Below are 22,461 nucleotides of genomic sequence, written 5' to 3'. Positions count from 1 at the left end.
GAAACGGATTGTTTCCCTTATGCGTCTCCCCGATCTGGAAGCCTGGGCGATGTTCGCCGCCGTGGTAGAACATCGCAGCTTCACTGACGCCGCCAAAGCGTTGAGCGTTTCGAAGGCCACCGTGTCAAAGGCCGTGACGCGGCTGGAACAGCATCTCGACACCAGCCTGTTCGCCCGGACCAGCCGCCGTCTAGCGCTGACTGAAAGCGGTAAGCGGCTGGCCGATCACGCCGCCCGCATCCTTGCCGAAGGACAGGCGGCGGAGGAGGCGGCGCGTCAGGAGACGACCGAGTTGAGCGGGACAGTGAGGCTGGGCGCCCCCATGACCTTTGGCCTGTTGCGCGTGGCACCGCTGATTGCCGAGTTTACGAAGCTCCACCCCGGCGTGGACGTCGATCTGCACCTGTCCGATGCGCGGATCGACCTGATAGAAATGGGGCTGGATGCGACCATCCGTATCGCCGACATGCCCGATAGTTCACTGCGCGCCCGGCGGCTGGCGGACATGCATGTGCATGTTGTTGCGTCCCCGGCCTATCTCGATGAACGCGGGCGTCCAGCGCATCCGTCAGACCTTAGCGGCCATGATTGCCTTTGCTATTCCAATGCGCCTACGCCCGACGTCTGGCGCTTTGTAGGACCGGGGGAACAGAATGTGGCGGTGCAGGTCCGTTCCCGCATCACGGTCAACAGCGGGGAAGCGATGCTGCCCGCATTGCTGACCGGGGTAGGGATTGCCCGGCTGCCCGATTTCATCGTCGGCGCTGCTATTGCCGCGGGCGATCTGGAGGAAATACTGATCGACTGGCGACCGCCGCCGCTGGGTCTGCACCTGGTTACGCCGCCATCGCGATTGCGTTCCGGGCGGGTCGAAGCGTTGCTGGATTTCATCACGCGCAACCATGGCTGCTGACGGTCAGAGGGTGAAAATTGGTTCTCAGCGGCATTTGAATCAGTCTGTCATTAAAGCGTTGTAAATAGATTCAAATTCCCGCGACTCGTGGATTTCTGCGGGTTAGCGAAAAATTAACCTTTGTCCTTCAGAAGTTTTTTGGTTAATGAATTGGAGCAGACGCCGTTCTTCGGGGTTTACGGGATCTGCAAGGACAGGGGCTTCATATGCGCGTTCTGCTAATCGAAGATGAACCGACCACGGCCAAGGCGATTGAGCTGATGCTCACGACCGAAGGCTTCAACGTCTATACGACCGACCTGGGCGAGGAAGGGCTCGATCTGGGGAAGCTGTATGACTATGACATCATCTGCCTGGACCTGAACCTGCCGGATATGCACGGCTACGACGTGCTGAAGAAGCTGCGCGCGGCCAAGGTGCAGACGCCGGTGCTGATCCTTTCAGGCATTGCAGAGATGGACAGCAAGGTGCGCTCGTTCGGCTTTGGTGCCGACGATTATGTGACCAAGCCTTTCCATCGCGAAGAGCTGATCGCCCGTATTCACGCGGTCGTTCGCCGGTCGAAAGGCCATTCACAATCAGTCATCCGTACCGGCAAGCTGGCCGTCAACCTTGACGCCAAGACGGTGGAGGTGGACGGCAACCGCGTCCACCTGACGGGTAAGGAATATGCGATGCTGGAGCTTTTGTCGCTCCGCAAAGGCACGACGCTGACCAAGGAAATGTTCCTGAACCACCTATATGGCGGGATGGACGAACCGGAACTCAAGATCATCGACGTCTTTATCTGCAAGCTGCGCAAGAAATTGGCGCTGGCTTGTAGCGGCGACAATTATATCGAGACCGTCTGGGGACGCGGCTATGTGCTGCGCGACCAGGACGAAGCGCTGGACGTTGCGACTAAGGTCGCCTGATCCAGGCATCGATAGTGGAATTGAAGGCCAGCTGTCCTTGGGGCAGCTGGCCTTTTCTATGCGTTCGTCATACCGACAAAAATGGGCCGGTGACCTGATGATCACCGGCCCCCAGTCAGGCAAAGGGCGGAAATGGCTGAAAGCCGGGGGTCGTGGGACCGCCCTTAAAGGCGTTATTCGCCCGTCTGACTGGAAGAGGTTGCACCTGATGCGGCGGCATCAGCGTGACCCGACAGGTGGCCACCGGCGTCAAGCGCCGCCGCCCCGTTCAGTGCGCCCGTGGCGCTGCCGGATGCTGACTTTGCGCTGTTGGCCGCAGCGCGCGCATGATCTCCGGCGGTGTGAGCCGTAGCGTTCGCCTTGCCCTGAGTAGTGGCTGCGGCGCTGGCGGCACGATCGCGGGTGGCGCTGACGGTACCGACGGCGTGGTCGCGCGCACCACCGGCTGCTTGGGTCACATCAGCCGTGCCTATCGTGTCAGCGGTTACATTGCCATTGGCTGAGCCGGTAAGGGAACCGGATGCGCTCCCGCTCCTCGCCTTGCCCTTGCGGGTGATGGTACCGTCCGTCGAACCGTCTGCGCGGCCCTGAGCCGATCCGCCCGCGCTGACCCGACCATTTTGCAGGTCGACGGCGCGATCCACGCCAACGCCGCCCGAGCCGCCCAACGTTCCGCCCAACGAGCCGCCGACGCCGCCAAGGCCTCCGCCCAGCCCACCGCCGAGGCCGCCTCCGCCGCCCAAAAGCTGCGCCGAAGCGGGAGCCGCCGTCATCGCGGCGAGGCAGGCAGTGGCCAGAATGAACTTCGCTTTCATCGATCGTCTCCTCATTTGTTTGTCGATCCGATGGCAGAACAACGAGGGCGCCGTTGGGTTTCATCCCAGCAACTGAGAGAAATCGTGCAAGATACTGTAATTCAGTTCAAATTTCTGCACTGGCCGCAGACGATTCCACGTCCGAGGCGGCGGTCCGCCTTGTTCTTGCGCGTCGCTTCGGCGGCCAGCGCTGTCAGGCTTCCGGTCGCCAGCAGGCGGCCCGCAACCAATGGTGCGGCAAAGGACGTACCTCGCACGCGGCCCTTGCCGTCCTCGATTCGCGCCGCGTTCATGTCGGCGCCTGGGGCTGCGAAGTCGATGTGCCGCGCTCGGCCCGCTTCGGGTAGCAGACGCCCGCGCCCGTCGATCCCCGTCACGGCGACGACTTCGGGATAGGAGGCGGGGTAGGCCGGGGGGGCTGCCGGGCCGTCATTACCCACGGCTGCGACGACCGTCACGCCCTTGCTTTTGGCCAGCCGGATCGCCCCTGCCAGCAGGGGATTGTCAGGGCCGACCAAGCTGACAGTCGTCACATCGACCCCGCGCGCCGCCATCCAACCCAGCGCCCGTGCAATGGCAAATGCGCTGCCGCCCGCGGGGTCATCGCCATAGACATCAGCAACGAGCAAAGGCGCGCCGGGCGCAGCGCCCCGGATCATGCCGGTGCCGCTGATCAACGACGCGACGGCTGTGCCATGGGCGCTGGCGCGGGGTGATCCGCGCGCGAACCCCCGCTGCTCGACAGGGCCAGATAGCGATGGGTGGCGGGCGACGCCGCCATCTATCAGTCCAGCGACGCGGCCTTGGGGCGATCCACCGCCTGCCAGGGCCGCTGTCTCCATCAGCAGCACAGGTGTTCCGCTGGGAAAATAGAGATTGTCTGCGCTGGGCTGGGCTTCGGGAGCGATTGAACGGACCTGCTTGAGGGCGCGGATCAAAGTATGGCCCTGGGGGACGACCAGCCGGGTGACCGATAGGCCCAGGCCCTCGACGACTTCGCTTTCGACGCCATAACCTGCTTTCCGCAGCGCCTCGACACTGGAGGCGGTGGCACCGGTTAGCAATATCACGCCCCGACGCGCGGGTTGCCGCCTCTCGTCCAGTTCGATGCTGTCGCCGTGTTGCCTTAGCAGCGCGCGGATGCGAGCATCCCTGGATGACATCAAACGCTCTGCGAGCCGCGCGGGGGATAGCCGGTCGAGATCAGCTTGAGTCAGAGCGCCTTCGGCGCGCTCCTGCACATGTGTCAGGGCACGGTCTATTCCCAACGTGTCGCCAGCGGACGGCAGTAGCTGCGCCTTGGCACTGGGGCCTGTCAACAGCAGGATAGTGAGGATCAAGGCCCGCGTGGATTTCATGTCGCTCTCTTCAAATCTTTGCCGTTTGGACGTGGACAGCCAGGTCGTCTCGTCGTCAAAATGAGCCATCGTCCGAATATTTCCGATAAAGGAATAAGATCAGGGATGAAACGTTCGCCGCCAGCCGTTTCATCCCTGACGGCAACAGGAGAGCAGATGTCATTTGAGAGTGATCTGTTGGCGATCCTTCCCCGGCTGCGCCGCTTTGCGGCGAGCCTGTCGCGCGACCGCGCCGACGGGGATGACCTTTGCCAGGCGGCGGTCGAAAAGGCGCTGAGGGCACGGGACCAGTGGCAAGCTGGAACGAGACTGGACAACTGGATGTATCGGATCATGCGCAATCTGTGGATCGATGAAGGCCGGTCGCGGCAGCGCGCTGCCCGCACTTTCGCGCCGGAAGAGGCGGGGGAGCATGTCGGTCACGCGGGCGACCGTGATGTTGAAGCGCATATGATGCTGGGGGATGTCGATCGCGCGATGAACGCATTGCCCGACGAGCAGCGGGAAGCCATCGCTCTCGTGCTGGTAGAGGGCCTGTCCTACAAGGAAGCTGCCGATGTTCTGGGCATTCCCATGGGCACCTTGACGTCACGATTGGTGCGGGGGCGCGGCGCTCTTCTTGAATTGCTGGGGGAAGCGGCATGACGAACATTGACGAAGCGATGCTGATCGCGTGGGTGGACGGGGAATTGGATGAGGTCACCCGCAGGCGTGTGAACCGCGCCGTGGCGGACGATCCCGCGCTGGCGGCGCGTCTGGAGATGCACCGCCGTCTGCGCCACCGGCTCTCGGATCATTATGCGCCGATTGTGAGCGAGCCGGTTCCATCTGCCATGGAGGCTCCCCTGCGGGAGAGCGCGAAGGTCGTGACCATGCCCCAGCCTGGCGGATCGCGTTGGCGCAACTGGGGCATGAGTGGGGCGATCGCCGCTAGCCTGCTGTTGGGCGTCGCCGTCGGACAATGGACTAACCGTGCGGACGGTCCCGTGTTGGTAAGGGACGGGGCGATGCTGGCCGGGGGACAGCTTAAATCTGCACTGGATACGCAACTGGCTTCGGCGCAGGATGGCGCGTCCATCCGCATCGGCCTGAGCTTTCGCCGGAAGGAGGGGGGCTGGTGCCGCAGCTTTGATGGCGATGTAGTGGCAGGCGTCGCATGCCGGGAGGGAGAGGGCTGGCGGATCCAGCAACTTCTGCCGGGCGGCGATGAGCGCGCAGCCTATCGGCAGGCTGCATCTGGCGATCCCCGGATCATGGCCACGGTCGACGCTTTGATCGCGGGCGATCCTGCCGATGCGCGGCAGGAAGCGGCGGCGAGGGCTGGGGGTTGGCGCTGAACTTAATGCGATAGGAAATCAGGTCTGGAGAAACCAGCGCTCTGTCCCTTGCAGCCCCAGCGCGCTCAATTTTCCGCTTCGCCAGGCTCCCGTATCGATGCCGATGCGGTTGGACTGCTCATCCACGTCATCGGAGATGCTATGGCCGTGGACGATCATTCGCCCATGATCGCCGCCATGGGTCAAAAATTCGCCTCTGATCCAGCGCAAGTCAGCGGGACGCTGGGCATCCAGCCGCACACGCGGACGAATGCCCGCATGGACGAACAGATAATCGCCGATCGTCAGCATGTCTTCAAACTGGTCAACGAAATCGACATGGTCGCGGGGTATATGCGCCAGCATCCATTGCGCCAGTGCGCTATCGTCCATCGCTGCGCATTCCCTGACGGGTAGGCCGTAACTCGACAGTGTTTCGACGCCGCCGATGCGGCGGAAAAATCCGGCATGTTGCGCGCTGCCGCTAGAGGCGGCGATGAACAATTCCTCATGGTTACCCTTGATGAAGCTGACATTGTCCACCGATTGCGCCAGGGTCATTGCGCGGTCGATCATTTGTGCCGATTGCGGACCACGATCAATCAGGTCCCCCAACAAGATCAGTTGGCGGGGTAGGGGTGGACGGTTCGCTTCGTCCTGCGCGATCATGTCCATCAGCCGGTCGAACAGGTCCAGCCGCCCATGGATGTCGCCAATGGCATAGACCCGGACGTCGTCGCCCACGCTGGAAAGCGTGTTTCGCGGCTGTGGACGGCGGCGAAGAAAATTCAGCATGGCGGCAACCGCTCGAGCTTCATGTTGTCAGTGTCGCACGGCTTTACAGCCGAGGCAATGTCACACCCTGCTGCCCCATATATTTGCCGGCGCGATCGGCATAGCTGACTTCGCAGGGTTCATTCCCCTTCAGGAACAGAAACTGGCACGCACCTTCGTTGGCGTAGATTTTCGCGGGCAGCGGGGTGGTGTTGGAAAATTCCAGCGTCACATGACCCTCCCAGCCCGGCTCCAGCGGGGTCACATTCACGATGATGCCGCAGCGCGCATAGGTGGATTTGCCGAGGCAGATCACCAGCACGTCGCGCGGCACCCGGAAATATTCCACGGTGCGCGCCAGTGCGAAACTGTTGGGCGGAATGATGCAACAGTCGGTCTTGCGGTCGACAAAGCTGTTTGAAGCAAAATCCTTGGGATCGACCACGGCGCTATCGACGTTCGTGAAGATCTTGAACTCGTCGGCCACGCGGGCGTCATAGCCGTAGGAAGACAGGCCGTAGCTGATGCACCCATCGCGCCGCTGACTTTCGACAAAAGGCTCGATCATGTTGCTGGACAGGGCCTGTTCGCGGATCCACTTATCGGACAATATCGACATGAATATCTAGCTTTTCCTGTGAGGAGTGATGCCCAAGTCATTGGGACCAAATGCGAATGGGAGGAGGGAGGTTACGTTATGTTCCACTATCGCGTCACCATCCACTGAAGCGCAATAGATGGCGATTGGGCGGTCGGCCACCTGCTGGGCTTCGTTCAGAATCTGACGGCACCGGCCACATGGAGTGACGACATGGTTTCTAGGGGCGTCATCGGGCCAGTCGGTCGGCCCGCCAACCACGGCGATGGCGTTAACGTCGGCGAACCGTCCCCGCGCATTGGCCGCCGCCAACGCGACAGTTTCGGCGCAAAGCGACAGTCCCAGGCTCGCATTTTCAAAATTGGCACCAGCGATGATCTCTCCATCGGTCAGCCGCACAGCCGCGCCGACCGAAAAACGGCTGTAAGGCGCATAGCCATTTTTTCGGGCCGCGCGCGCCGCTTCTATCAGTCGGCTGACGTCATCCTCCATCGCGTTCATGGTGCCACAACACCCCATCTGACAGGCCCTTCGATACCGTCGATATGCCGCATGTCATTGGCTGTCCACATGACCCATTTGCGGGTCGCATAATCGGGGGGAAAGAAGTCGCCTTCCAGCCACAGCGTCCGGTTGATGCCGGACGCGATATCATAATGTTCCTCGAAATCGGGTGAGATGTTGAGCAGGGCAGGCTTACGCGCATTGCTTTCGACGAGATTTACCAGCGTATTGAGTTCCGACAGCACCGCGTCTCGTTCCGGCCGCTCTGCGCAAGCGGGGGTGAGCGTCAGGCGAATGACAGGAGGCAGGGCGGCATTGTCGCGCGGCACGGTTGTCACGAATCGGGTCGCCTGTTCTGCCGCGCGCTTGCAAAGGCTGAAGTCCAGCGAAGCGCCATAGCGCAGTCCTGCCGACCGAGCGGCTGACCAGTTGCGGGCAAAGGCGGGATCGCGGCCCTCCGCGCCTTTGGCCGCGCGAATATAGGCGAAATCGACCCCATTTGCGGCCAGCGTTCCCCAGTCGATCGGGCCATTGTCCGCGCTGACCGCGACGCCTTGCGTCGGATAGACGTCGCGGTCAGGTGCCCAATCGCGCGCATAGAGCCACAGCCCCCCCGCCAGCAGGGCGAGGACAGCGGCACCCGCCAGAATGCGGGCCAGATACCGGCCTGTGGAATGCTGACGGATGATGTCCCCCTCTAACCCTTGATATGCAGCACGCAAATCAGCGTGAACAGGCGTCTGGCCGTGTCGAAATCGACCTTTATCTTGCCGTCCAGCCGTTCAATCAGCATTTCTGCCGCGTCATTGTGGATGGCGCGCCTGGCCATGTCCACCGTTTCGATTTGCTGAGGCGAAGCATGGTTGATCGCCTGATAATAGCTGTCGCAGATGGCGAAATATTCGCGGATGGGCCTGCGGAAACGACCGAGGCTGAGGATGATCGCCTCCAGCGGTTCTTCATCATCGCGCTTGATTTCGATGACTAGCCGCCCTTCCTCCACGCGCAGCATCACGCGATAAGGCCCTGCATAACCGTCGGCATGGACACGCTGTGGAGCGAAGAAATTATCTTCCAACAGGTCGAAAATGGCTATGCGCCGTTCCTGTTCGACATCGGCGCTGCGCCACAGGATCGTCCGCTCGTCGAGCGTGATATCTATGATGCGCGGATCGGCCATGATGCCGATGGTGAGTGCGGCGGCCAGCGGGGAAAAGCAAGGCCGGATAAGTCAGAAGAGTTCTCCACAGCTTTGCCCAAGGGAACGCGGCTTCCCGCTTGCGCTGGACCTCTGCCCGCGCGATGAGGGGCGCATGGTCGAATTGGTGCAGATGAACCCCGCCGTGGAAACAGGCGTCACGGAGCTCCCCCGCAATGTGGAGGCCGAAGCCGCGCTGCTGGGCGCGCTGATGATCGACAACCGCATTGCCGAAGATGTGCAACTGAGGCTCAAGCCTGAGCATTTCTTCGAACCACTTCACGGCCGCGTCTATGAAGCCGTCATGAAGCTTGTGGAACGTGACATGGTCGCGAACCCGGTGACGCTGAAACCGATGTTGGAGCAGGACCCGGCGCTCAAGGAACTGGGGGGCGTTGGCTATCTCGCGCAGTTAACCGGCAACGGCGCGGCGCTGCTGGGCGCGCGCGATTTCGCCAGCCAGATCTATGATCTCGCTCTCTTGCGTCAGCTTGTGAATGTTGGACGTGAACTTGTTGAAAATGCTCTTGATACGAGTGAGGATGTCAATCCCCGCGAACAGATAGAGCAGGCGGAGGTCGCCCTTTATAAAGTGTCCGAAGGGGAAGGAGAGGTCGGATCGGTCAAGAGCTTTGCGACCGCCACGACCATGGCGGTGCAGGTGGCCGAGCGAGCGCTCAACAGTGGCGGCCATGTGTCGGGAATCACCACAGGTCTCAACAGCCTGAACGAAAAGATCGGTGGCCTTCACAATTCGGACCTTATGATCCTGGCGGGCCGTCCGGGTATGGGCAAGACGTCGCTCGCGACCAACATCGCCTATAATGCAGCCTCACGCTGGATGCGCGATCATGCTGACGGCATTCCGCCGGAAAAGAATATGGGCGCCAAGACCGCATTTTTCAGCCTTGAAATGTCGGCGGATCAGCTGGCGACCCGCGTTCTGGCCGAACAGTCGGGCATCAGCGGCGAAGCTTTGCGCATGGGTAAGATCAGCCGCGCCGATTTTCAGAACCTGTCCCGCGCCGCCCGTGAGCTTCAGGAATTGCCGCTATTTATCGACGATACGCCGGGCCTGACCATCGCCGCCCTGCGCACCCGCGCCCGCCGGTTGAAGCGCCGCCATGATGTCGGCCTCGTCATCGTCGATTATCTTCAACTGCTGCAGGGAACTGGAAAGAGCAGCGACAATCGCGTTCAGGAAATCTCGGAAATCTCGCGTGGTTTGAAGACGTTGGCGAAGGAACTTAACGTTCCGGTTCTGGCGCTGTCGCAGCTGAGCCGCGCGGTCGAACAACGTGAGGACAAGCGCCCGCAGCTTTCGGATCTGCGCGAATCCGGCTCGATCGAGCAGGACGCGGACATGGTCTGGTTCGTATTCCGCGAAGATTATTATGTGGCGGCCAAGGAACCAGGGAACAAGGAAGGCCCCGACCATCTGGAATGGGCGCAGGAGATGGAGCGCATCTATGGCCTGGCCGAACTGATCATCGCCAAACAGCGCCACGGTTCCACCGGGCGCATCCGCATGAAATTCGACGCCAAGATCACGCGCTTCTCGGATCTGGCCGAGGGCGGCTATATGGGCGATTACGAATGAAGCACGACGGGTTAGCCCGACACTAGCGCCTGGAATATCAGCGCCAGGCCGACCAGGCTGACTCCATAGGCGAGCGTCCTGATGACGGGCACCCCCATGCCGTACAGCGGCAGATAGGCAGCGCGCGCGCCGAGCCACAGCCAGCCACCCAGCGCCGTCGTCTCGGTCGCCTTGTCAGCGACGACCACCCCGAATAGGCAGATGATGGCGATGGGATAGGTTTCCAGGAAATTCGCTTGAGCGCGCACCAGACGGCCCGCCACTGGAGCTAACGGCGGCAAGGATTCGTCCCGCGCGCCCATGTTCCACTTGGTCCCATATTGCTTCGTCTTGAGATGCGCTGCCGCAAAGATATGCACGAGCAGGAGCGCGCAGCTCCAGGCGAGAATCTTGATCTCAATCGCCATGACAGTCCCCTTTGATTGACTGGCGCATAATAGGGGATGTTGTGGCTACGTCATCCTGCTTGTGACGGCTGGCGCATTTTGAGGCGGCAGACAGAAAATCCTCCCCGCGCGCTTAGCACAGGGAGGATTTTATATTACCAGATGAAGCCTGAGGCCTTTGAGCCTTTAGAACACAGGCTGATTGGCCGGATCGTCCGGGTCGCCCACAGGCGCGGGCAGCGGAGTTACGGGCGTATGAATTCCGCATTCTACCTTGTCCCAACCACGCCAACGACCCGCGCGCGGGTCTTCGCCCGGCAGGACCTTCGACGTGCAGGGTTCGCATCCGATCGACAGATAACCCTGTGATTCCAACGGATGGCGCGGCAGCTGGTGCTGCTCGAAATATGCTTCAAGGTCTGTCTTCGTCCAATCACCCAAGGGATTGATTTTCAGGCGACCGTCTTCGATCTCAAAGCGCGGGAGGTTTTGGCGCGTTACCGACTGGAACGCCTTCCGCCCCGAAATCCAGGCGTCGAGCCCGTCCTTCGCGCGATGCATCGGCTCCACCTTGCGGATTTCGCAGCAGCCGTCGGGATCGTAAGACCAGCGCAGGCCGGTTTCGTCCTTTGTCGCCAGCACGTCGGGCAGGGGCGTGACTGCCCGGCTGTCGGTAAAGCCGAAAGTGCTGATCAACGTGTTACGATAATCCAGGGTTTCGGAGAACATCTTGAGCGTATCGACAAAGATTACCGGTACATTCTTGTCCGCCATTGCCACCAGATGGAGCAACACAGCACTTTCCGTGCCGAAAGACGACACAACTGCGACATTGCCCGCCAGCCCTTCGGCAAAGACGGTCTTGAGCATCGACAGCGTATCGACGCCTTCGAAACGCGCGTTGAGGGCGTCGGCTTCCGCCTGGGTAAAGGCGGGCCGCGCGTCGATCACATCAAGCTGGCGGGCAGGTTCAGCCATTCACATTCTCCGGGTGCCGTTTCGCCCAAACAGGGCGGCGGCCATCGACGGTCTTTTGATAGACGTCGGCATAACGATTGAGCGCACGCTCTGCGGCGTCGTCGTCCAGCGCCTTATCGGGCCGGAAGCTGTCAAAGCCACAGCGCCGCATCGCGACAAGCTGGTCCACCAGAACGTCGCCGACGGCGCGCAGTTCACCGGCATAGCCTGCTTCCCGCAGTATACGCGCGGCCGAATAGCCGCGACCGTCGCCGAAAGCAGGGAAGTTGACTTCCACTAGTGACAGCCGATCAAGATAGGGCAGCAGTTCACGCGCATCTTCGCCCGCTTCGATCCTGACCGCCGTCGAATTGGACTGGCCGGTGAAGGATTCGACCGTCACCGCCGGTTCCTGCGTTGCTTCGCCTTCGCGGAAGGAAAGGAACTCAACCATAGATCGCCTCCTTGAAGGGCTTCATGCCAAGACGGCGATAGGTGTCGAGGAAGCGTTCGCCTTCCTCTCGCTGGGCCAGATAGAGGTCGGTCACCTTCTCGATCGCGTCGACCACACCGTCCTCGGAGAAACCCGGGCCGGTGATCTGACCGACGGCGGCGTCCTCCGCGCCCGATCCGCCAAGCGACAGCTGGAAATTCTCCACGCCTTTACGGTCCACGCCCAGCACGCCGATATGGCCTGCATGGTGGTGGCCGCAAGCATTGATGCAGCCGGAAATCTTCACCTTCAGCTCGCCCAGATCCTTCTGCTGCTCAATGCTTGCGAAGCGCTCCGACAGCTTTTGCGCCAGCGGGATCGACCGTGCATTGGCCAGGCTGCAATAGTCGAGGCCAGGGCAAGCGATGATATCGGTGATGAGGTCCAGATTGGCTTCGGCCAGACCTGCGGCATCCAGCTTCTGCCAGATGGTGTAAAGGTCCGCCTTTTTCACATGGGGTAGGACGAGGTTCTGCGCATGGGTCACGCGCAGTTCGTCGAAGGAATAGTTTTCGGCAAGCTCGGCCGCCAGCTCGATCTGCTCTGCCGACGCGTCACCCGGAATGCCGCCGCGCGGTTTCAGGCTGATGTTGACGATCGCATAGCCGGGCTGCTTGTGCGCCGCGACCTGCCGGTCCGCCCACAGCGCAAAGGCCGGGTCGGAGCGGTCGAGGTCGTCGCTCAGGCCCTGCTCATAAGCTGGGTTGGCGAAGAAAGGCCGGATGCGATTCAGCTCTTCGGTCGGCGGGTTGAGGCCGAGAATCCGCATGTGGGCGAACTCTTCCTCCACCTGCCGCTTATATTCATCGACGCCTAGTTCATGGACCAGGATCTTGATCCGCGCCTTGTACTTGTTATCGCGGCGACCGTAGCGATTGTAGACGCGCAGGCACGCTTCCAGATAAGATATAATCTCATCTTCCGGTACGAAGTCGCTGATTTGAGGCGCAACCATGGGTGTCCGGCCCATGCCGCCACCGGCATAGACCTCGGCACCGATCTGTCCGTCGCGCTTCACCAGCTTCAGACCGATATCGTGAAGCTTCATCGCGGAACGATCTTCCTCGCTCGCGATCACCGCGATCTTGAACTTGCGCGGCAGATAGGTGAATTCAGGGTGGAAGGTCGACCATTGCCGCAGCAGCTCCGCCCAGGGGCGCGGATCAGCCACTTCGTCGGCCGCTACACCGGCATATTGATCCGACGAAATGTTGCGGATGCAGTTGCCGCTGGTCTGGATCGCGTGCATCTCGACCGTCGCCAGTTCGGCCAGGATTTCCGGCGCATCGGCCAGCTTGATCCAGTTATACTGAAGATTCTGGCGCGTCGTAAAGTGGCCATAGCCCTTGTCATATTTCGCAGCGATCTCGCCCAGCTTTCGCATCTGCTTGCCCGAAAGAGTGCCATAGGGGATCGCGACGCGCAGCATATAGGCGTGCAGCTGAAGGTAGAGGCCGTTCATCAGGCGCAGCGGCTTGAACTGATCCTCGGTCAGCTGGCCCGCGAGGCGGCGCTGCGTCTGGTCGCGAAACTCTTCGACCCGCGTGTCGACGATCGACTGGTCATAGCTGTCATAACGATACATGGTTCAGATCACCCAGTTGCCGGCGTCGGCGTCATTCGGTTTTAGCGTCAGGTCGGGGCGCACGGTCGGCCCCAGAGCACGGATGCGGTCCTTAATATGTGCAGGCCGCACGCCTTCGTCCGTCACGGTGGCGTCGATCACATAGGGTGCGACGACCCGCAAAGCGGCTTCTTCCGCACCTGCCAGTTCCTCACCCTTGTCACCGACGTCCACCGAATCGGCCAGCTGGCGTGACCAGCCGTCGCCGGCCCACCAGATGACGTCGCCGGTGCCCAGGTCATTGCCCGTCAAAATCTTCACGAAAGCATCTCCGCCCCATTGTTCATTTGCGCGGCCAAACCGGCCAGCGCGTCCTGCGCCAGCGCATAGGCCGCCACGTCGCCCACGACAATCAATGCCGGGCTTTTCACCTTTTCCCGTACGACCATGTCGCCCAGGTCGGCCAGCAGTGTACGCAGCGTCCGCATGTCCGCGCGTGTGCCATTTTCCAGCACGGCAACCGGAATCGCGGGCGACACGCCGTCAGCGATCAGCTTGTCGGCGATATCCGTCGCCGTTGCCACGCCCATGTAGATGACGAGCGTTCGGCCATGTCCTGCCAGCCCGGACCAGTCCTGATCCGTCAGACCCTTGCACTGACCCGCTACAAAGGTAACGGCGCTCGCCGCTTCACGATGGGTGAGGGGCAGCTGCGCCTGCGCGGCGCAGCCGATCGCGGCGCTGATGCCGGGGACCACCTCCACCGGTACGCCTGCGGCGCGGCACGCTTCCAACTCCTCACCACCGCGTCCGAAGATGAAGGGGTCGCCCCCTTTTAACCGCACGACACCGCGCCCGGAGAGCGCAAGGTCGATCAGAAGCGCGTTTATACCTTCCTGCGGCAGGGAATGGCGGCTGCGTTGCTTGGCGACGGAAATCAACTCGGCATCCGGCGAAGCCATTGCCAATATTGCATCGGATACCAGCCCGTCATGCACGATCACCTGCGCTTCGCCGATCAATCGCGCGGCGCGCAGAGTCAGAAGGTCCGGGTCGCCTGGGCCCGCGCCGACGAGGTAAACGGTGGAAGGGGCAGCTTTAGCCATGATGGCCAGATGGCGGAAGCGCGTGGCTGTTTCAATTCAGAATGCTTTGTCCGCCACGTAGGAAAATTTGGGAGGGGCCGCAGCTTCACCCAAAAATGGGAACGAACGGCGAGCGTTCAGTCGCCCATGGCCTTGATATCGATATCCTTCAGGCCCACGCCGATAGACGCGCGCGGCTGCTCAATTTCAACGGAAGCAACGGGATAGGCGCAATAATCCGCCGCATAATAAGCGCTTGGCCGATGATTGCCGGAAATCCCCACTCCGCCAAAGGGAGCGGAGGAAGAAGCGCCATTAGTCGGGCGGTTCCAGTTGACGATCCCGGCTCGGACATTGGCCCAGAACTGGTTATATTGTTCGGGCGATCCCCCGATCAGCGAAGCGGACAGCCCATAGCGACTATTGTTGGCTTCTGCGATGGCGGCGGCGAAATCAGGCACGCGGATGACCTGCAGCAACGGTCCGAATAATTCGACATCAGGCCGCTCTTCCATCGCGGTGACGTCGATGATTGCGGGGCTGAGGAAAGGGCGATCTTCAACGGGGCGCGCCATATGCTTGATGGGGCGTCCGCCGTGGCTCATCAGATAAAGGAAGCTTTCGGTCAGCTGATCCGCGGCCCGATTGTCAATGACTGGCCCCATAAAGGGGGTTGGATCGGCGTGTGGGTGATCGACAATGAGGCGGTCGGCAATCTTTTTGACCTCACCGATCAATGCGTCGGCCAGTTCCTGCTTGACGATCAACCGGCTTGCTGCCGTGCATCGCTGGCCGCTCGACAGGAAAGCGGATTGCACCACCAGCACAGCCGCGCTCGCTATGTCGGCGGTGTCCCATACGATGACAGGATTGTTGCCGCCCATTTCCAGGGCCAGAATCTTGCCCGGATCGGTTGCGAATTGTTGGTTTATCGCGATGCCGGTATGCGCCGATCCAGTAAACAGGATTCCGTTCACATCGGGATGGGCAGCAAGCGCTTTTCCTTCGTCCGGCCCGCCCAGGACCAGCCGAAGGCTATCTTCGGGGACCCCCGCTTCATGGAAAAGTCGGACCAGCATTTCGCCAACGGCGGGCGTATGTTCAGATGGTTTGAACAGCACGCCATTGCCTGCCAGTAGGGCGGGCACGATATGCCCGTTGGGCAGATGGGCGGGGAAATTATAGGGGCCAAGCACCGCCATCACGCCATGAGGTTTATGCCGCACGGACTGACGAGCGCCCAGGGCCGCTTCCAATCGCCGCTGGCCGGTACGTTCCGAATAGGCCGCAACGGAAATATCGACCTTGTTCATCACCGCGGTGACTTCGGTTCGCGCATCCCACAACGGCTTGCCCGTTTCGCGCGCAATCAGGTCGGCCAGTTGATCTTCATTGGCGCGAACCACGTTGACGAAGCGGCGAAGCGTTTCGATGCGATAGGCGACCGGTTGCGCCGCCCAGCGCGGCCAAGCCGCGCGGACGCGAGCGACCTCCGCCTCCACATCACTCGGGGTTCCTTGCCACAGGAGAACGCCAGTGGCGGGTTCGGTTGAAGTCAGCGTTGCGGACATGCCATCGATATGGATGATATCGGGCGGTTAGGGAAGGGAGCCAGCCACCGGCAACACGCTTCCGCATCGCTTTTTATTCGTTGATGGCTCATCTCTCGGCTTGCGGGATGCTGACGGTGCGGCGATATGAAGACGGAGCCAAGCCAATGCTTGGGACAAGGAGGTCAAGGCTTTTCCTTTGAAGCCTTCAACAAGCTGAGGATGCAGGACGGGTGAGCGTATTTGCCGACGGCTATTGGTGGTCTCCTGATGGCCTGCGTCTCCATTATCGCGACTATGCTGGCGGGTCCGATGGGCGGCCGCCGCTCCTTTGCCTGCCCGGCCTGACCCGCAATTCCAGGGATTTCGAGCCGCTTGCCGAAAGGCTTGGCGGACATTGGCGTCTGATCTGTCCCGACATGCGGGGGCGCGGGGAAAGCGCGCAGGCGAAAGACCCGATGACATATGTTCCCCTGACCTATCTTCAGGATATCAGCCGACTTTTGAGCGACCTTGCAATCACCCGCTTCGTCGCCATCGGCACGTCGCTGGGCGGTCTGATCACCATGCTGATCGCCGCGACGCATCGCGAATGGCTTGCCGGAGCCGTGCTGAACGATGTGGGACCCACGCTGGAGGAAGTGGGACTTGCGCGAATCAGGGCCTATGTTGGCGTGGGGCAATCGCACCCAAGCTGGGTTCATGCGGCGCGCGCGTTGGAAGACACGAACCGCGACATCTATCCCGCCTATGGTCTTGAACAATGGCTGGCGATGGCGAAGCGTCTCTATCGGCTGAGCAATGGAGGGCGGGTGGTGCTGGACTATGACATGCGTATTGCCGAACCGCTGCGCGTCGCGGGCGGAGAAGGCGGCGTCGACATGTGGCCCGCCATGGCGTCCTTCCGCGATATCCCCACGCTGATCCTGAGAGGAGAGCGTTCGGATATTCTTGGCGTCGAAACGACTGAACGAATGGTGCGGGAAATCGGCGCTGGCGCAGCACTGGCAACCGTCCCCGGCGTGGGGCATGCGCCCGTACTGGGTGAGCCGGAGGCGGCAAGCGCCATCGACCAGTTGCTGGCGCGGGTACTTCATGGCTGATCCGTCGGGGGCGCCGCCACGGCTGCTCCATATCCATGGCAGCTTCACCCTGGGGGGCAAGGAAGCGCGCGCTGTTCGCCTGATGAACCTGTGGGGCGGGCGGGCACATCACAGCATCGTCAGTGCGGACCCCGACGCCATGGATGCGCGCGCTGCGATCGATCCCGCGATCCATGTCGACTTTCCGCCGTCTCCACCGCTCAAAGGCCGCCCCAACCCAGCGCGTTTCCGGGCTATCGGCCGGCTCCTGTCCAACTTCGACCTGGTCCTCACCTATAATTGGGGAGCGATGGACGCGGTCATGTCTCACCGCCTTTGCGCGCCATTCATGCGCCTGCCGCCGCTCATTCATCATGAGGATGGCTTCAACGCGGATGAGACGGCGGGCCTCAAGGCGCGGCGGACCCTATATCGTCGTCTGGCCTTGGGGGGTAGCTTTGCGGTTGTCGTTCCTTCGATCAGGCTTGAACATATCACGCGGCATGTCTGGCGTCAGCCTCACTGCAGGATACACCTCATCCAGAACGGCATCGACGTCGCGCGTTATGTGGCCACGCCCGCGCCGGATGCGATCCCCGGCCTCGTTCGCTCTCCCGGCAAATTGCTGGTGGGCACCCTTGCCGGCCTACGCCCGGTCAAGAACATCCCCCGCCTGATCCGCGCGATTGCGCCTCACCGGGACCGGCTTCAACTCGTTGTAGTGGGGGAGGGGCCGGAGCGGCAGGCGATTCTCGCCGAAGCGGAGCGCCATGGGATCGACGACCTCCACATGGCGGGCTTCCTGCCTGACCCATGGCGCTATGTCGGACTGTTGGATATTTTTGCGCTTTCATCCGACAGTGAGCAGTTTCCCATTTCGCTGGTGGAGGCGATGGCGGCAGGCCTGCCCGTCGCATCGATGGATGTCGGCGATGTCGCGCAGATGGTTGCCCCTGAAAATCGCGCTTATGTGGTGGCCGACGAACAGGGGCTTTCCCAGGCGCTGGAGACGCTTAGCGGCAGCGCGGAACTGCGGGCGCGGTTGGGTGCAGCGAACCGTGCGCGGGCATGCCGCGACTTTGATGAAGCCACGATGGTGGAGGCTTATGCTGCGCTTTATGGGGAGGCACTTTCCAGTCCGCATATTTTGCGGTAGGGGCGCGCGTAACTTTCGTCATCGGGTTCAAAAGCTGCTATAGCGCGACTTTCAATGGCCCGGGGACCCAGCAGTTAATGCGCGGGAGATTGCGTTGTTTAAGGGTTTGAAGCCCATCATATATGGTGGCCGCGAAGTCTGGCCGCTGGTCGAAGGTGGCAAGGGCGTGGCCGTGTCCAACCATGCCAGCTCTGGCGCGTGGGCTGCTGCGGGCGGGATCGGAACCGTGTCCGCAGTCAACGCCGACAGCTATGACAGCATGGGCAATGTCATTCCGCAAATCTATCATGGCCGCACTCGGCGGGACCGTCATGAAGAATTGGTGGCCTATGCCATCGACGGCGCAGTCGAACAGGTGAAGCGCGCTTTTGAGATTGCCGGGGGCAAGGGCGCGATCAACATCAACATACTTTGGGAAATGGGCGGCGCGCAGCGTGTGCTGCACGGCGTGCTGGAAAAGACGCGCGGCATGGTGGCGGGCGTCACCTGCGGCGCTGGCATGCCTTATAAGCTGAGCGAGATCGCGGCCTCCTATGGAGTCAGCTATCTTCCGATCGTCAGTTCCGGTCGTGCATTCCGGGCACTCTGGAAGCGCGCCTATTCCAAGGCGTCGGAATGGCTGGCGGCGGTGGTCTATGAAGATCCCTGGCTCGCTGGCGGGCATAATGGCCTTTCGAATGCGGAAGATCCGCGCGAGCCGCAGGACCCTTATCCGCGCGTGAAGGCGTTACGCGACACCATGCGCGAAGGCGGTATTTCGGACGATGTGCCGATCATCATGGCTGGCGGCGTCTGGCACCTTAAGGATTGGAACGACTGGATCGACAATCCTGAGCTTGGCAGTATCGCATTCCAGTTCGGGACGCGCCCCCTGTTGACGCAGGAAAGCCCGATCCCGCAGGAGTGGAAGCAAAGGCTGACCCAACTCGATCAGGGCGACATCCTGCTTCACCGCTTTTCGCCCACGGGCTTCTACAGCTCGGCGATCCGCAATCCGTTCCTGCGCCAGCTGGAAGCGCGTTCTGAACGGCAGATCCCGTTCAGCACCGAGCAGGCCGGGGATCATACCCACCAGCTTGACGCAGGGGTCAAAGGCAAGAATTTCTGGGTGACGCGCGGCGACCTTTTGCGCGCACGCGAATGGGTTGGGCAGGGGTTTACATCCGCTCTCAAGACGCCGGACAACACGCTGGTCTTCGTCAATGAGGAGGAAAGGGCCGAAGTCCGCAAGGATCAGACGGACTGCATGGGTTGCCTCAGCCAGTGCGCCTTTTCCAGCTGGATGGATAGCGAGACGAATTCTACAGGCCGGCTCGCCGATCCGCGCAGCTTCTGCATCCAGAAATCGCTGCAGGAAGCGGTGCATGGCGGCGACCTCGACAAAAATCTGCTGTTCGCGGGTCATGGAGCCTACAAGTTCAAGCAGGATCCATTTTATTCTAATGGGTTCGTGCCGACGGTGAAGCAGTTGGTCGATCGCATATTGACGGGCGATTGATGGCCGATATCCCAGGTCTTGCCGTGCTGCATTATCACACGCCACATTTTGATGTCGTGCGTCCAGGGCAGTTTGTGCTTTGCGCCGTTTCGGGCGAGCGGATTGATCTGGATGACCTGAAATATTGGAGCGCAGAGTTTCAGGAAGCCTATCGCGGCCCGGTGGAAGCGACGCATTCGATACTCCAGCATCGTGCGGCTTTGGTCTAACCAGTTGGTCGGGCGGACCTATGTCCGTCTTCGACAGCGTTGGGGGAAGATAATCCCGGTTTCTCGGCTTATTTCTCGACTTTGATGGTTCCTTTTCGGTTCCCGGTCGGTTATACTTTCTATCAGGCGACGTAGATTGCCTATAAGGAAGGATGCTGGACGATGTCGCGGATAGACGTTTTTGGCGATCGACTTTGTGTCGTTACCAGCCTGCTGATTGTGGGTTGGTTTATATATAGCGTCGCGTTTTGAACGTCCCGCAGCCCGTTGATGGGCCATATTTTGCGCGTAATGGGCGTTTTCCGCCTTCCTGATTGCACCAAAACATCCTGTTTTAAGCGTACCCAGTTAATGTCTCGGCCTTGCCATCAACGGTCGATAGCCATCCCTGTGTAGAGCTGCGTCAGCGAACGCTGTCCTGAGGGGTTATGCGCAACCGCTTTGCTCTCACCGCCCCGGATTAACTTCAGCGAAAAACGATAGTTTTGCCGCCATTCAAGAGCACCCGGCGGTCAGCGATCCAACCGACCGCCCGCGCCAGAACCTGAGCCTCTATATCGCGGCCGATGCGGATCATATCTTCCGCCGTGGCGCGATGGTCGACGCGCTCTACCGCTTGTTCGATGATCGGACCTTCATCCAAGTCAGCAGTTACGAAATGAGCAGTCGCGCCGATTAGCTTCACGCCTCGCTCATGGGCGCGGTGATAGGGACGTGCGCCCTTGAAGCCCGGCAGGAAGCTGTGATGAATATTGATGCAGCGGCCCGAAAGGCGCTCCACCAGATCCTCCGACAGCACCTGCATGTATCGAGCAAGGATTAGATAATCGGATCTGGTTCGGTCAAAAATATCTATTAAAGCAGACTCCTGCTCTGCCTTGTTACCATTGGGCGGCAGCTCATGATAGGGAATACCGTGCCATTCAGTGATCCGCCGCATGTCGGGATGATTGGACACAACGCCCATGATGTCGATGGCCAGCGTCCCAGTCTGCCAGCGATGGAGCAGGTCGGCCAGACAGTGTGACCCCTTCGACACGGCGATCAACATGCGCGGCCGCTCATCCGATGGCGTTAGATTCCAGTCCATGCCGAACTGTGCTCCGACCGCAGCGAATTCAGCGCTTAGCCTGTCCGTATCCGCCATCCGTTGGTCCGCCGGTTCAAACGCCACGCGCATGAAGAAGCGCCCGGCTTCCCGGTCGGCATATTGCTGGCTGTCAGTGATGAAGCCGCCACGTTCGGCGAGAAACCGGCTGACTGCGGCGACGATGCCCACGCGATCCGCGCAGACAAGGGTCAGGACCCAGGAAGGGACAACCGGATTGTTCAAGAAGCGCCTCCGCAAAGTGTCGCAAAGGCCGTTGCCCTATGCGGGCAGCATGATCAAGCCGTTACGGTCATGCCGTGCGGACTGGGTCACTGAATATTTTGGTGCCGTTTGCACACACCGAAAGTCGAGGATCATGGCGAGCGCGCCTGGCACGCCTGTTTTTACATCTTGCGGGGCATGCATTCCGCTCCAGCGGCCTTGATAGAGCCGCAAAGGCGCGCAGCTTCGGCGCTGCTGGCGAGCGGTCCAGCCTGGAGCCTGGTCACGGCACCGCCCTTGACGATATAGACCTGATAGTCGGACAGTCCACCGACCTTGGCCTTTAGCCTGGCCCACAGTGCGCGAGCGCGGCCTTCTTCGCTGAACGCACCCAACTGCACCCGCCACGGTCCATTCGCTGCCGGAGCGGGAGTTGCAGACTTGGCGGGTGCCGTTTTGGCAACTGGCGTTGGAGGGGTTGCCGTAGACGTGGCGACTGCGACCCGCGGTTTGGCCGCATCCTTGACTGGAGCGGCGGGCCGCGTCGGGGCTGGCGGGGACTTCTTCTCGCGGGCGGTAACGGGGGCCAGCGCGGCGATGTCCTTGCTTTGATCTGCCTGGGCCATGGTGGTGCCCTGCTGTCGCTGCGCTGCCGGAATATATTTGTCCATTTGCTTGAGGCTGGCGGTTGCCTGAGACAAACCCGCCGCCGAAGCGCGGGTCATCAGCGCATAGGCGCGCGCCCAGTCTTTGGCCAACAGGTCACCGTTAAAAAGCGCGGTGCCGACGATATATTGCGCGCGCGGTTCGCCCCGGTCGGCGGCGCGTTGCAGATAGGGAAGGGCGTTTGCGCGTTCGCCCTGCTGGAACATCAGCAGGCCGAGGTTATCTTCCGCCCGCTTATGTCCTTGTACAGCCGCCTTGCGATACCATTCTATCGCGCTCTTCATGTCCGTGGGCACGCCGCGCCCCAACTTGCTGGCCTGCCCCATATTGAACTGGGCGTCGGGATCGCCCGCCTGCGCCAGTGGCAACCATTCCGTCACCGCCTTGGCATAATCGCCCTGCTGCCAGGCATCGACGCCGGCTTTTACATCAGCCGCCGCTGGCTGCGCCAGAGCTAGCATCGTTCCTGCGGCCAGCGCGGCCCAGATCTGCTTCATGTATAATGCTCCCACA

At 61.2% G+C, this 22,461-nt stretch carries 25 protein-coding genes; 9 read left to right on the top strand and 16 right to left on the bottom strand.

Translation table 11 applies throughout. The features are described 5' to 3' along the window. Positions 1-19: 19 nt before the first annotated feature. Both FHS54_RS08190 and ctrA read left to right on the top strand, forming a co-directional pair. Entirely contained in the window at positions 20-913 is an 894-nt protein-coding gene (locus FHS54_RS08190; RefSeq protein WP_167303294.1) for a LysR family transcriptional regulator, read from the top strand. 206 nt (positions 914-1,119) lie between these two features. Then, positions 1,120-1,827 carry a response regulator transcription factor CtrA gene (gene ctrA, locus FHS54_RS08185; protein ID WP_167303293.1) on the top strand — a complete coding sequence of 236 codons (708 nt, stop codon included), beginning with the start codon at positions 1,120-1,122 and terminating at the stop codon, positions 1,825-1,827. A 173-nt stretch (positions 1,828-2,000) separates the two neighbouring features. Here the strand turns inward: ctrA and FHS54_RS08180 are convergent, their stop codons facing one another. Then, positions 2,001-2,642 (bottom strand): hypothetical protein, encoded by a 642-nt coding sequence (locus FHS54_RS08180; RefSeq protein ID WP_167303292.1) that lies wholly within the window; start codon positions 2,640-2,642, stop codon positions 2,001-2,003. Positions 2,643-2,743: 101 nt separating this feature from the next. After that, entirely contained in the window at positions 2,744-4,069 is a 1,326-nt protein-coding gene (locus FHS54_RS08175) for a S8 family serine peptidase (RefSeq protein WP_425057303.1), read from the bottom strand. 87 nt (positions 4,070-4,156) lie between these two features. Between FHS54_RS08175 and FHS54_RS08170 the strand changes: the two genes are divergently transcribed. Together FHS54_RS08170 and FHS54_RS08165 are read left to right on the top strand one after the other, a co-directional pair. Then, positions 4,157-4,645, top strand: coding sequence for an RNA polymerase sigma factor (locus FHS54_RS08170; protein ID WP_167303291.1), 489 nt, complete (start codon positions 4,157-4,159; stop codon positions 4,643-4,645). Next, entirely contained in the window at positions 4,642-5,337 is a 696-nt protein-coding gene (locus FHS54_RS08165) for an anti-sigma factor family protein (protein ID WP_167303290.1), read from the top strand. Before FHS54_RS08170 ends, FHS54_RS08165 begins: the two co-directional genes overlap by 4 nt. A gap of 18 nt (positions 5,338-5,355) precedes the next feature. Here FHS54_RS08165 and FHS54_RS08160 read toward each other — a convergent pair whose 3' ends face one another. The 5 genes from FHS54_RS08160 to FHS54_RS08140 are packed head-to-tail and all read right to left on the bottom strand — an operon-like array spanning position 5,356 to position 8,372. Next, positions 5,356-6,111, bottom strand: coding sequence for a metallophosphoesterase (locus tag FHS54_RS08160; protein ID WP_167303289.1), 756 nt, complete (start codon positions 6,109-6,111; stop codon positions 5,356-5,358). 43 nt (positions 6,112-6,154) lie between these two features. After that, positions 6,155-6,709, bottom strand: coding sequence for a dCTP deaminase (gene dcd, locus FHS54_RS08155; RefSeq protein WP_167303288.1), 555 nt, complete (start codon positions 6,707-6,709; stop codon positions 6,155-6,157). 6 nt (positions 6,710-6,715) lie between these two features. Beyond that, positions 6,716-7,189 (bottom strand): cytidine deaminase, encoded by a 474-nt coding sequence (locus FHS54_RS08150; protein ID WP_167303287.1) that lies wholly within the window; start codon positions 7,187-7,189, stop codon positions 6,716-6,718. Further along, complete coding sequence (locus FHS54_RS08145) at positions 7,186-7,842, bottom strand: GH25 family lysozyme (RefSeq protein WP_425057306.1); 657 nt, start codon at positions 7,840-7,842, stop codon at positions 7,186-7,188. The genes FHS54_RS08150 and FHS54_RS08145 overlap by 4 nt, the downstream gene beginning before the upstream one ends. A 47-nt stretch (positions 7,843-7,889) precedes the next feature. After that, positions 7,890-8,372 (bottom strand): UPF0262 family protein, encoded by a 483-nt coding sequence (locus FHS54_RS08140; protein WP_167303286.1) that lies wholly within the window; start codon positions 8,370-8,372, stop codon positions 7,890-7,892. A 133-nt stretch (positions 8,373-8,505) separates the two neighbouring features. Here FHS54_RS08140 and FHS54_RS08135 point away from each other — a divergent pair, with 133 nt between their 5' ends. Beyond that, a complete protein-coding gene (locus FHS54_RS08135) occupies positions 8,506-9,990 on the top strand; it encodes a replicative DNA helicase (protein WP_167303609.1) in 1,485 nt (494 codons plus the stop codon). Positions 9,991-10,001: 11 nt separating this feature from the next. Here FHS54_RS08135 and FHS54_RS08130 read toward each other — a convergent pair whose 3' ends face one another. From FHS54_RS08130 to astD, 7 genes are all read right to left on the bottom strand, one after another. Further along, entirely contained in the window at positions 10,002-10,397 is a 396-nt protein-coding gene (locus FHS54_RS08130; protein ID WP_167303285.1) for an MAPEG family protein, read from the bottom strand. Positions 10,398-10,562: 165 nt separating this feature from the next. Next, the gene (locus tag FHS54_RS08125) at positions 10,563-11,354 is read right to left on the bottom strand and encodes a phosphoadenylyl-sulfate reductase (RefSeq protein WP_167303284.1); all 792 of its coding nucleotides are present in this window, start codon (positions 11,352-11,354) and stop codon (positions 10,563-10,565) included. After that, complete coding sequence (locus tag FHS54_RS08120) at positions 11,347-11,787, bottom strand: DUF934 domain-containing protein (RefSeq protein ID WP_167303283.1); 441 nt, start codon at positions 11,785-11,787, stop codon at positions 11,347-11,349. The genes FHS54_RS08125 and FHS54_RS08120 overlap by 8 nt, the downstream gene beginning before the upstream one ends. Beyond that, the gene (locus tag FHS54_RS08115) at positions 11,780-13,411 is read right to left on the bottom strand and encodes a nitrite/sulfite reductase (RefSeq protein WP_167303282.1); all 1,632 of its coding nucleotides are present in this window, start codon (positions 13,409-13,411) and stop codon (positions 11,780-11,782) included. Before FHS54_RS08115 ends, FHS54_RS08120 begins: the two co-directional genes overlap by 8 nt. A gap of 3 nt (positions 13,412-13,414) precedes the next feature. After that, positions 13,415-13,711 (bottom strand): DUF2849 domain-containing protein, encoded by a 297-nt coding sequence (locus FHS54_RS08110; RefSeq protein ID WP_167303281.1) that lies wholly within the window; start codon positions 13,709-13,711, stop codon positions 13,415-13,417. Continuing rightward, positions 13,708-14,496, bottom strand: coding sequence for a uroporphyrinogen-III C-methyltransferase (gene cobA / locus FHS54_RS08105; protein ID WP_167303280.1), 789 nt, complete (start codon positions 14,494-14,496; stop codon positions 13,708-13,710). The genes FHS54_RS08110 and cobA overlap by 4 nt, the downstream gene beginning before the upstream one ends. 116 nt (positions 14,497-14,612) lie before the next feature. Then, entirely contained in the window at positions 14,613-16,046 is a 1,434-nt protein-coding gene (gene astD / locus FHS54_RS08100) for a succinylglutamate-semialdehyde dehydrogenase (RefSeq protein WP_167303279.1), read from the bottom strand. Between the two features lie 212 nt (positions 16,047-16,258). Between astD and FHS54_RS08095 the strand changes: the two genes are divergently transcribed. From FHS54_RS08095 to FHS54_RS08080, 4 genes are all read left to right on the top strand, one after another. Beyond that, positions 16,259-17,128: an alpha/beta fold hydrolase gene (locus FHS54_RS08095; RefSeq protein WP_167303278.1), complete on the top strand. Its 870-nt coding sequence runs from the start codon at positions 16,259-16,261 to the stop codon at positions 17,126-17,128. Then, positions 17,121-18,263, top strand: a complete 1,143-nt coding sequence (locus tag FHS54_RS08090) for a glycosyltransferase (protein WP_167303277.1) — start codon at positions 17,121-17,123, stop codon at positions 18,261-18,263. The genes FHS54_RS08095 and FHS54_RS08090 overlap by 8 nt, the downstream gene beginning before the upstream one ends. A 94-nt stretch (positions 18,264-18,357) precedes the next feature. Continuing rightward, a complete protein-coding gene (locus FHS54_RS08085; protein WP_167303276.1) occupies positions 18,358-19,761 on the top strand; it encodes an NAD(P)H-dependent flavin oxidoreductase in 1,404 nt (467 codons plus the stop codon). Continuing rightward, positions 19,761-19,970, top strand: a complete 210-nt coding sequence (locus tag FHS54_RS08080; protein WP_167303275.1) for a DUF2093 domain-containing protein — start codon at positions 19,761-19,763, stop codon at positions 19,968-19,970. The genes FHS54_RS08085 and FHS54_RS08080 overlap by 1 nt, the downstream gene beginning before the upstream one ends. A 466-nt stretch (positions 19,971-20,436) precedes the next feature. Here the strand turns inward: FHS54_RS08080 and purU are convergent, their stop codons facing one another. Then, complete coding sequence (gene purU, locus FHS54_RS08075; protein WP_167303274.1) at positions 20,437-21,303, bottom strand: formyltetrahydrofolate deformylase; 867 nt, start codon at positions 21,301-21,303, stop codon at positions 20,437-20,439. 161 nt (positions 21,304-21,464) lie between these two features. After that, on the bottom strand, positions 21,465-22,445 hold the full coding sequence (locus tag FHS54_RS08070; protein ID WP_167303273.1) for an SPOR domain-containing protein: 981 nt from the start codon (positions 22,443-22,445) through the stop codon (positions 21,465-21,467). Positions 22,446-22,461: the final 16 nt, after the last annotated feature.

It is taken from the genome of Sphingobium vermicomposti (assembly GCF_011762025.1).
In the GTDB taxonomy this organism is placed as follows: Bacteria; Pseudomonadota; Alphaproteobacteria; order Sphingomonadales; family Sphingomonadaceae; genus Sphingobium; species Sphingobium vermicomposti.
Note: the sequence above shows the minus strand (reverse complement) of the source record. Positions and strands in the feature narration are given on the sequence as shown.

What these genes read in the sequence shown, in the direction of transcription:
- FHS54_RS08190 (WP_167303294.1), top strand. Translation starts at nt 20, where the DNA reads ATGCGTCTCCCCGATCTGGAAGCCTGGGCGATGTTCGCCGCCGTGGTA.
- ctrA (WP_167303293.1), top strand. Translation starts at nt 1,120, where the DNA reads ATGCGCGTTCTGCTAATCGAAGATGAACCGACCACGGCCAAGGCGATT.
- FHS54_RS08180 (WP_167303292.1), bottom strand. Translation starts at nt 2,642, where the DNA reads ATGAAAGCGAAGTTCATTCTGGCCACTGCCTGCCTCGCCGCGATGACG.
- FHS54_RS08175 (WP_425057303.1), bottom strand. Translation starts at nt 4,069, where the DNA reads ATGGCTCATTTTGACGACGAGACGACCTGGCTGTCCACGTCCAAACGG.
- FHS54_RS08170 (WP_167303291.1), top strand. Translation starts at nt 4,157, where the DNA reads ATGTCATTTGAGAGTGATCTGTTGGCGATCCTTCCCCGGCTGCGCCGC.
- FHS54_RS08165 (WP_167303290.1), top strand. Translation starts at nt 4,642, where the DNA reads ATGACGAACATTGACGAAGCGATGCTGATCGCGTGGGTGGACGGGGAA.
- FHS54_RS08160 (WP_167303289.1), bottom strand. Translation starts at nt 6,111, where the DNA reads ATGCTGAATTTTCTTCGCCGCCGTCCACAGCCGCGAAACACGCTTTCC.
- dcd (WP_167303288.1), bottom strand. Translation starts at nt 6,709, where the DNA reads ATGTCGATATTGTCCGATAAGTGGATCCGCGAACAGGCCCTGTCCAGC.
- FHS54_RS08150 (WP_167303287.1), bottom strand. Translation starts at nt 7,189, where the DNA reads ATGAACGCGATGGAGGATGACGTCAGCCGACTGATAGAAGCGGCGCGC.
- FHS54_RS08140 (WP_167303286.1), bottom strand. Translation starts at nt 8,372, where the DNA reads ATGGCCGATCCGCGCATCATAGATATCACGCTCGACGAGCGGACGATC.
- FHS54_RS08135 (WP_167303609.1), top strand. Translation starts at nt 8,506, where the DNA reads ATGGTCGAATTGGTGCAGATGAACCCCGCCGTGGAAACAGGCGTCACG.
- FHS54_RS08130 (WP_167303285.1), bottom strand. Translation starts at nt 10,397, where the DNA reads ATGGCGATTGAGATCAAGATTCTCGCCTGGAGCTGCGCGCTCCTGCTC.
- FHS54_RS08125 (WP_167303284.1), bottom strand. Translation starts at nt 11,354, where the DNA reads ATGGCTGAACCTGCCCGCCAGCTTGATGTGATCGACGCGCGGCCCGCC.
- FHS54_RS08120 (WP_167303283.1), bottom strand. Translation starts at nt 11,787, where the DNA reads ATGGTTGAGTTCCTTTCCTTCCGCGAAGGCGAAGCAACGCAGGAACCG.
- FHS54_RS08115 (WP_167303282.1), bottom strand. Translation starts at nt 13,411, where the DNA reads ATGTATCGTTATGACAGCTATGACCAGTCGATCGTCGACACGCGGGTC.
- cobA (WP_167303280.1), bottom strand. Translation starts at nt 14,496, where the DNA reads ATGGCTAAAGCTGCCCCTTCCACCGTTTACCTCGTCGGCGCGGGCCCA.
- astD (WP_167303279.1), bottom strand. Translation starts at nt 16,046, where the DNA reads ATGTCCGCAACGCTGACTTCAACCGAACCCGCCACTGGCGTTCTCCTG.
- FHS54_RS08090 (WP_167303277.1), top strand. Translation starts at nt 17,121, where the DNA reads ATGGCTGATCCGTCGGGGGCGCCGCCACGGCTGCTCCATATCCATGGC.
- FHS54_RS08080 (WP_167303275.1), top strand. Translation starts at nt 19,761, where the DNA reads ATGGCCGATATCCCAGGTCTTGCCGTGCTGCATTATCACACGCCACAT.
- FHS54_RS08070 (WP_167303273.1), bottom strand. Translation starts at nt 22,445, where the DNA reads ATGAAGCAGATCTGGGCCGCGCTGGCCGCAGGAACGATGCTAGCTCTG.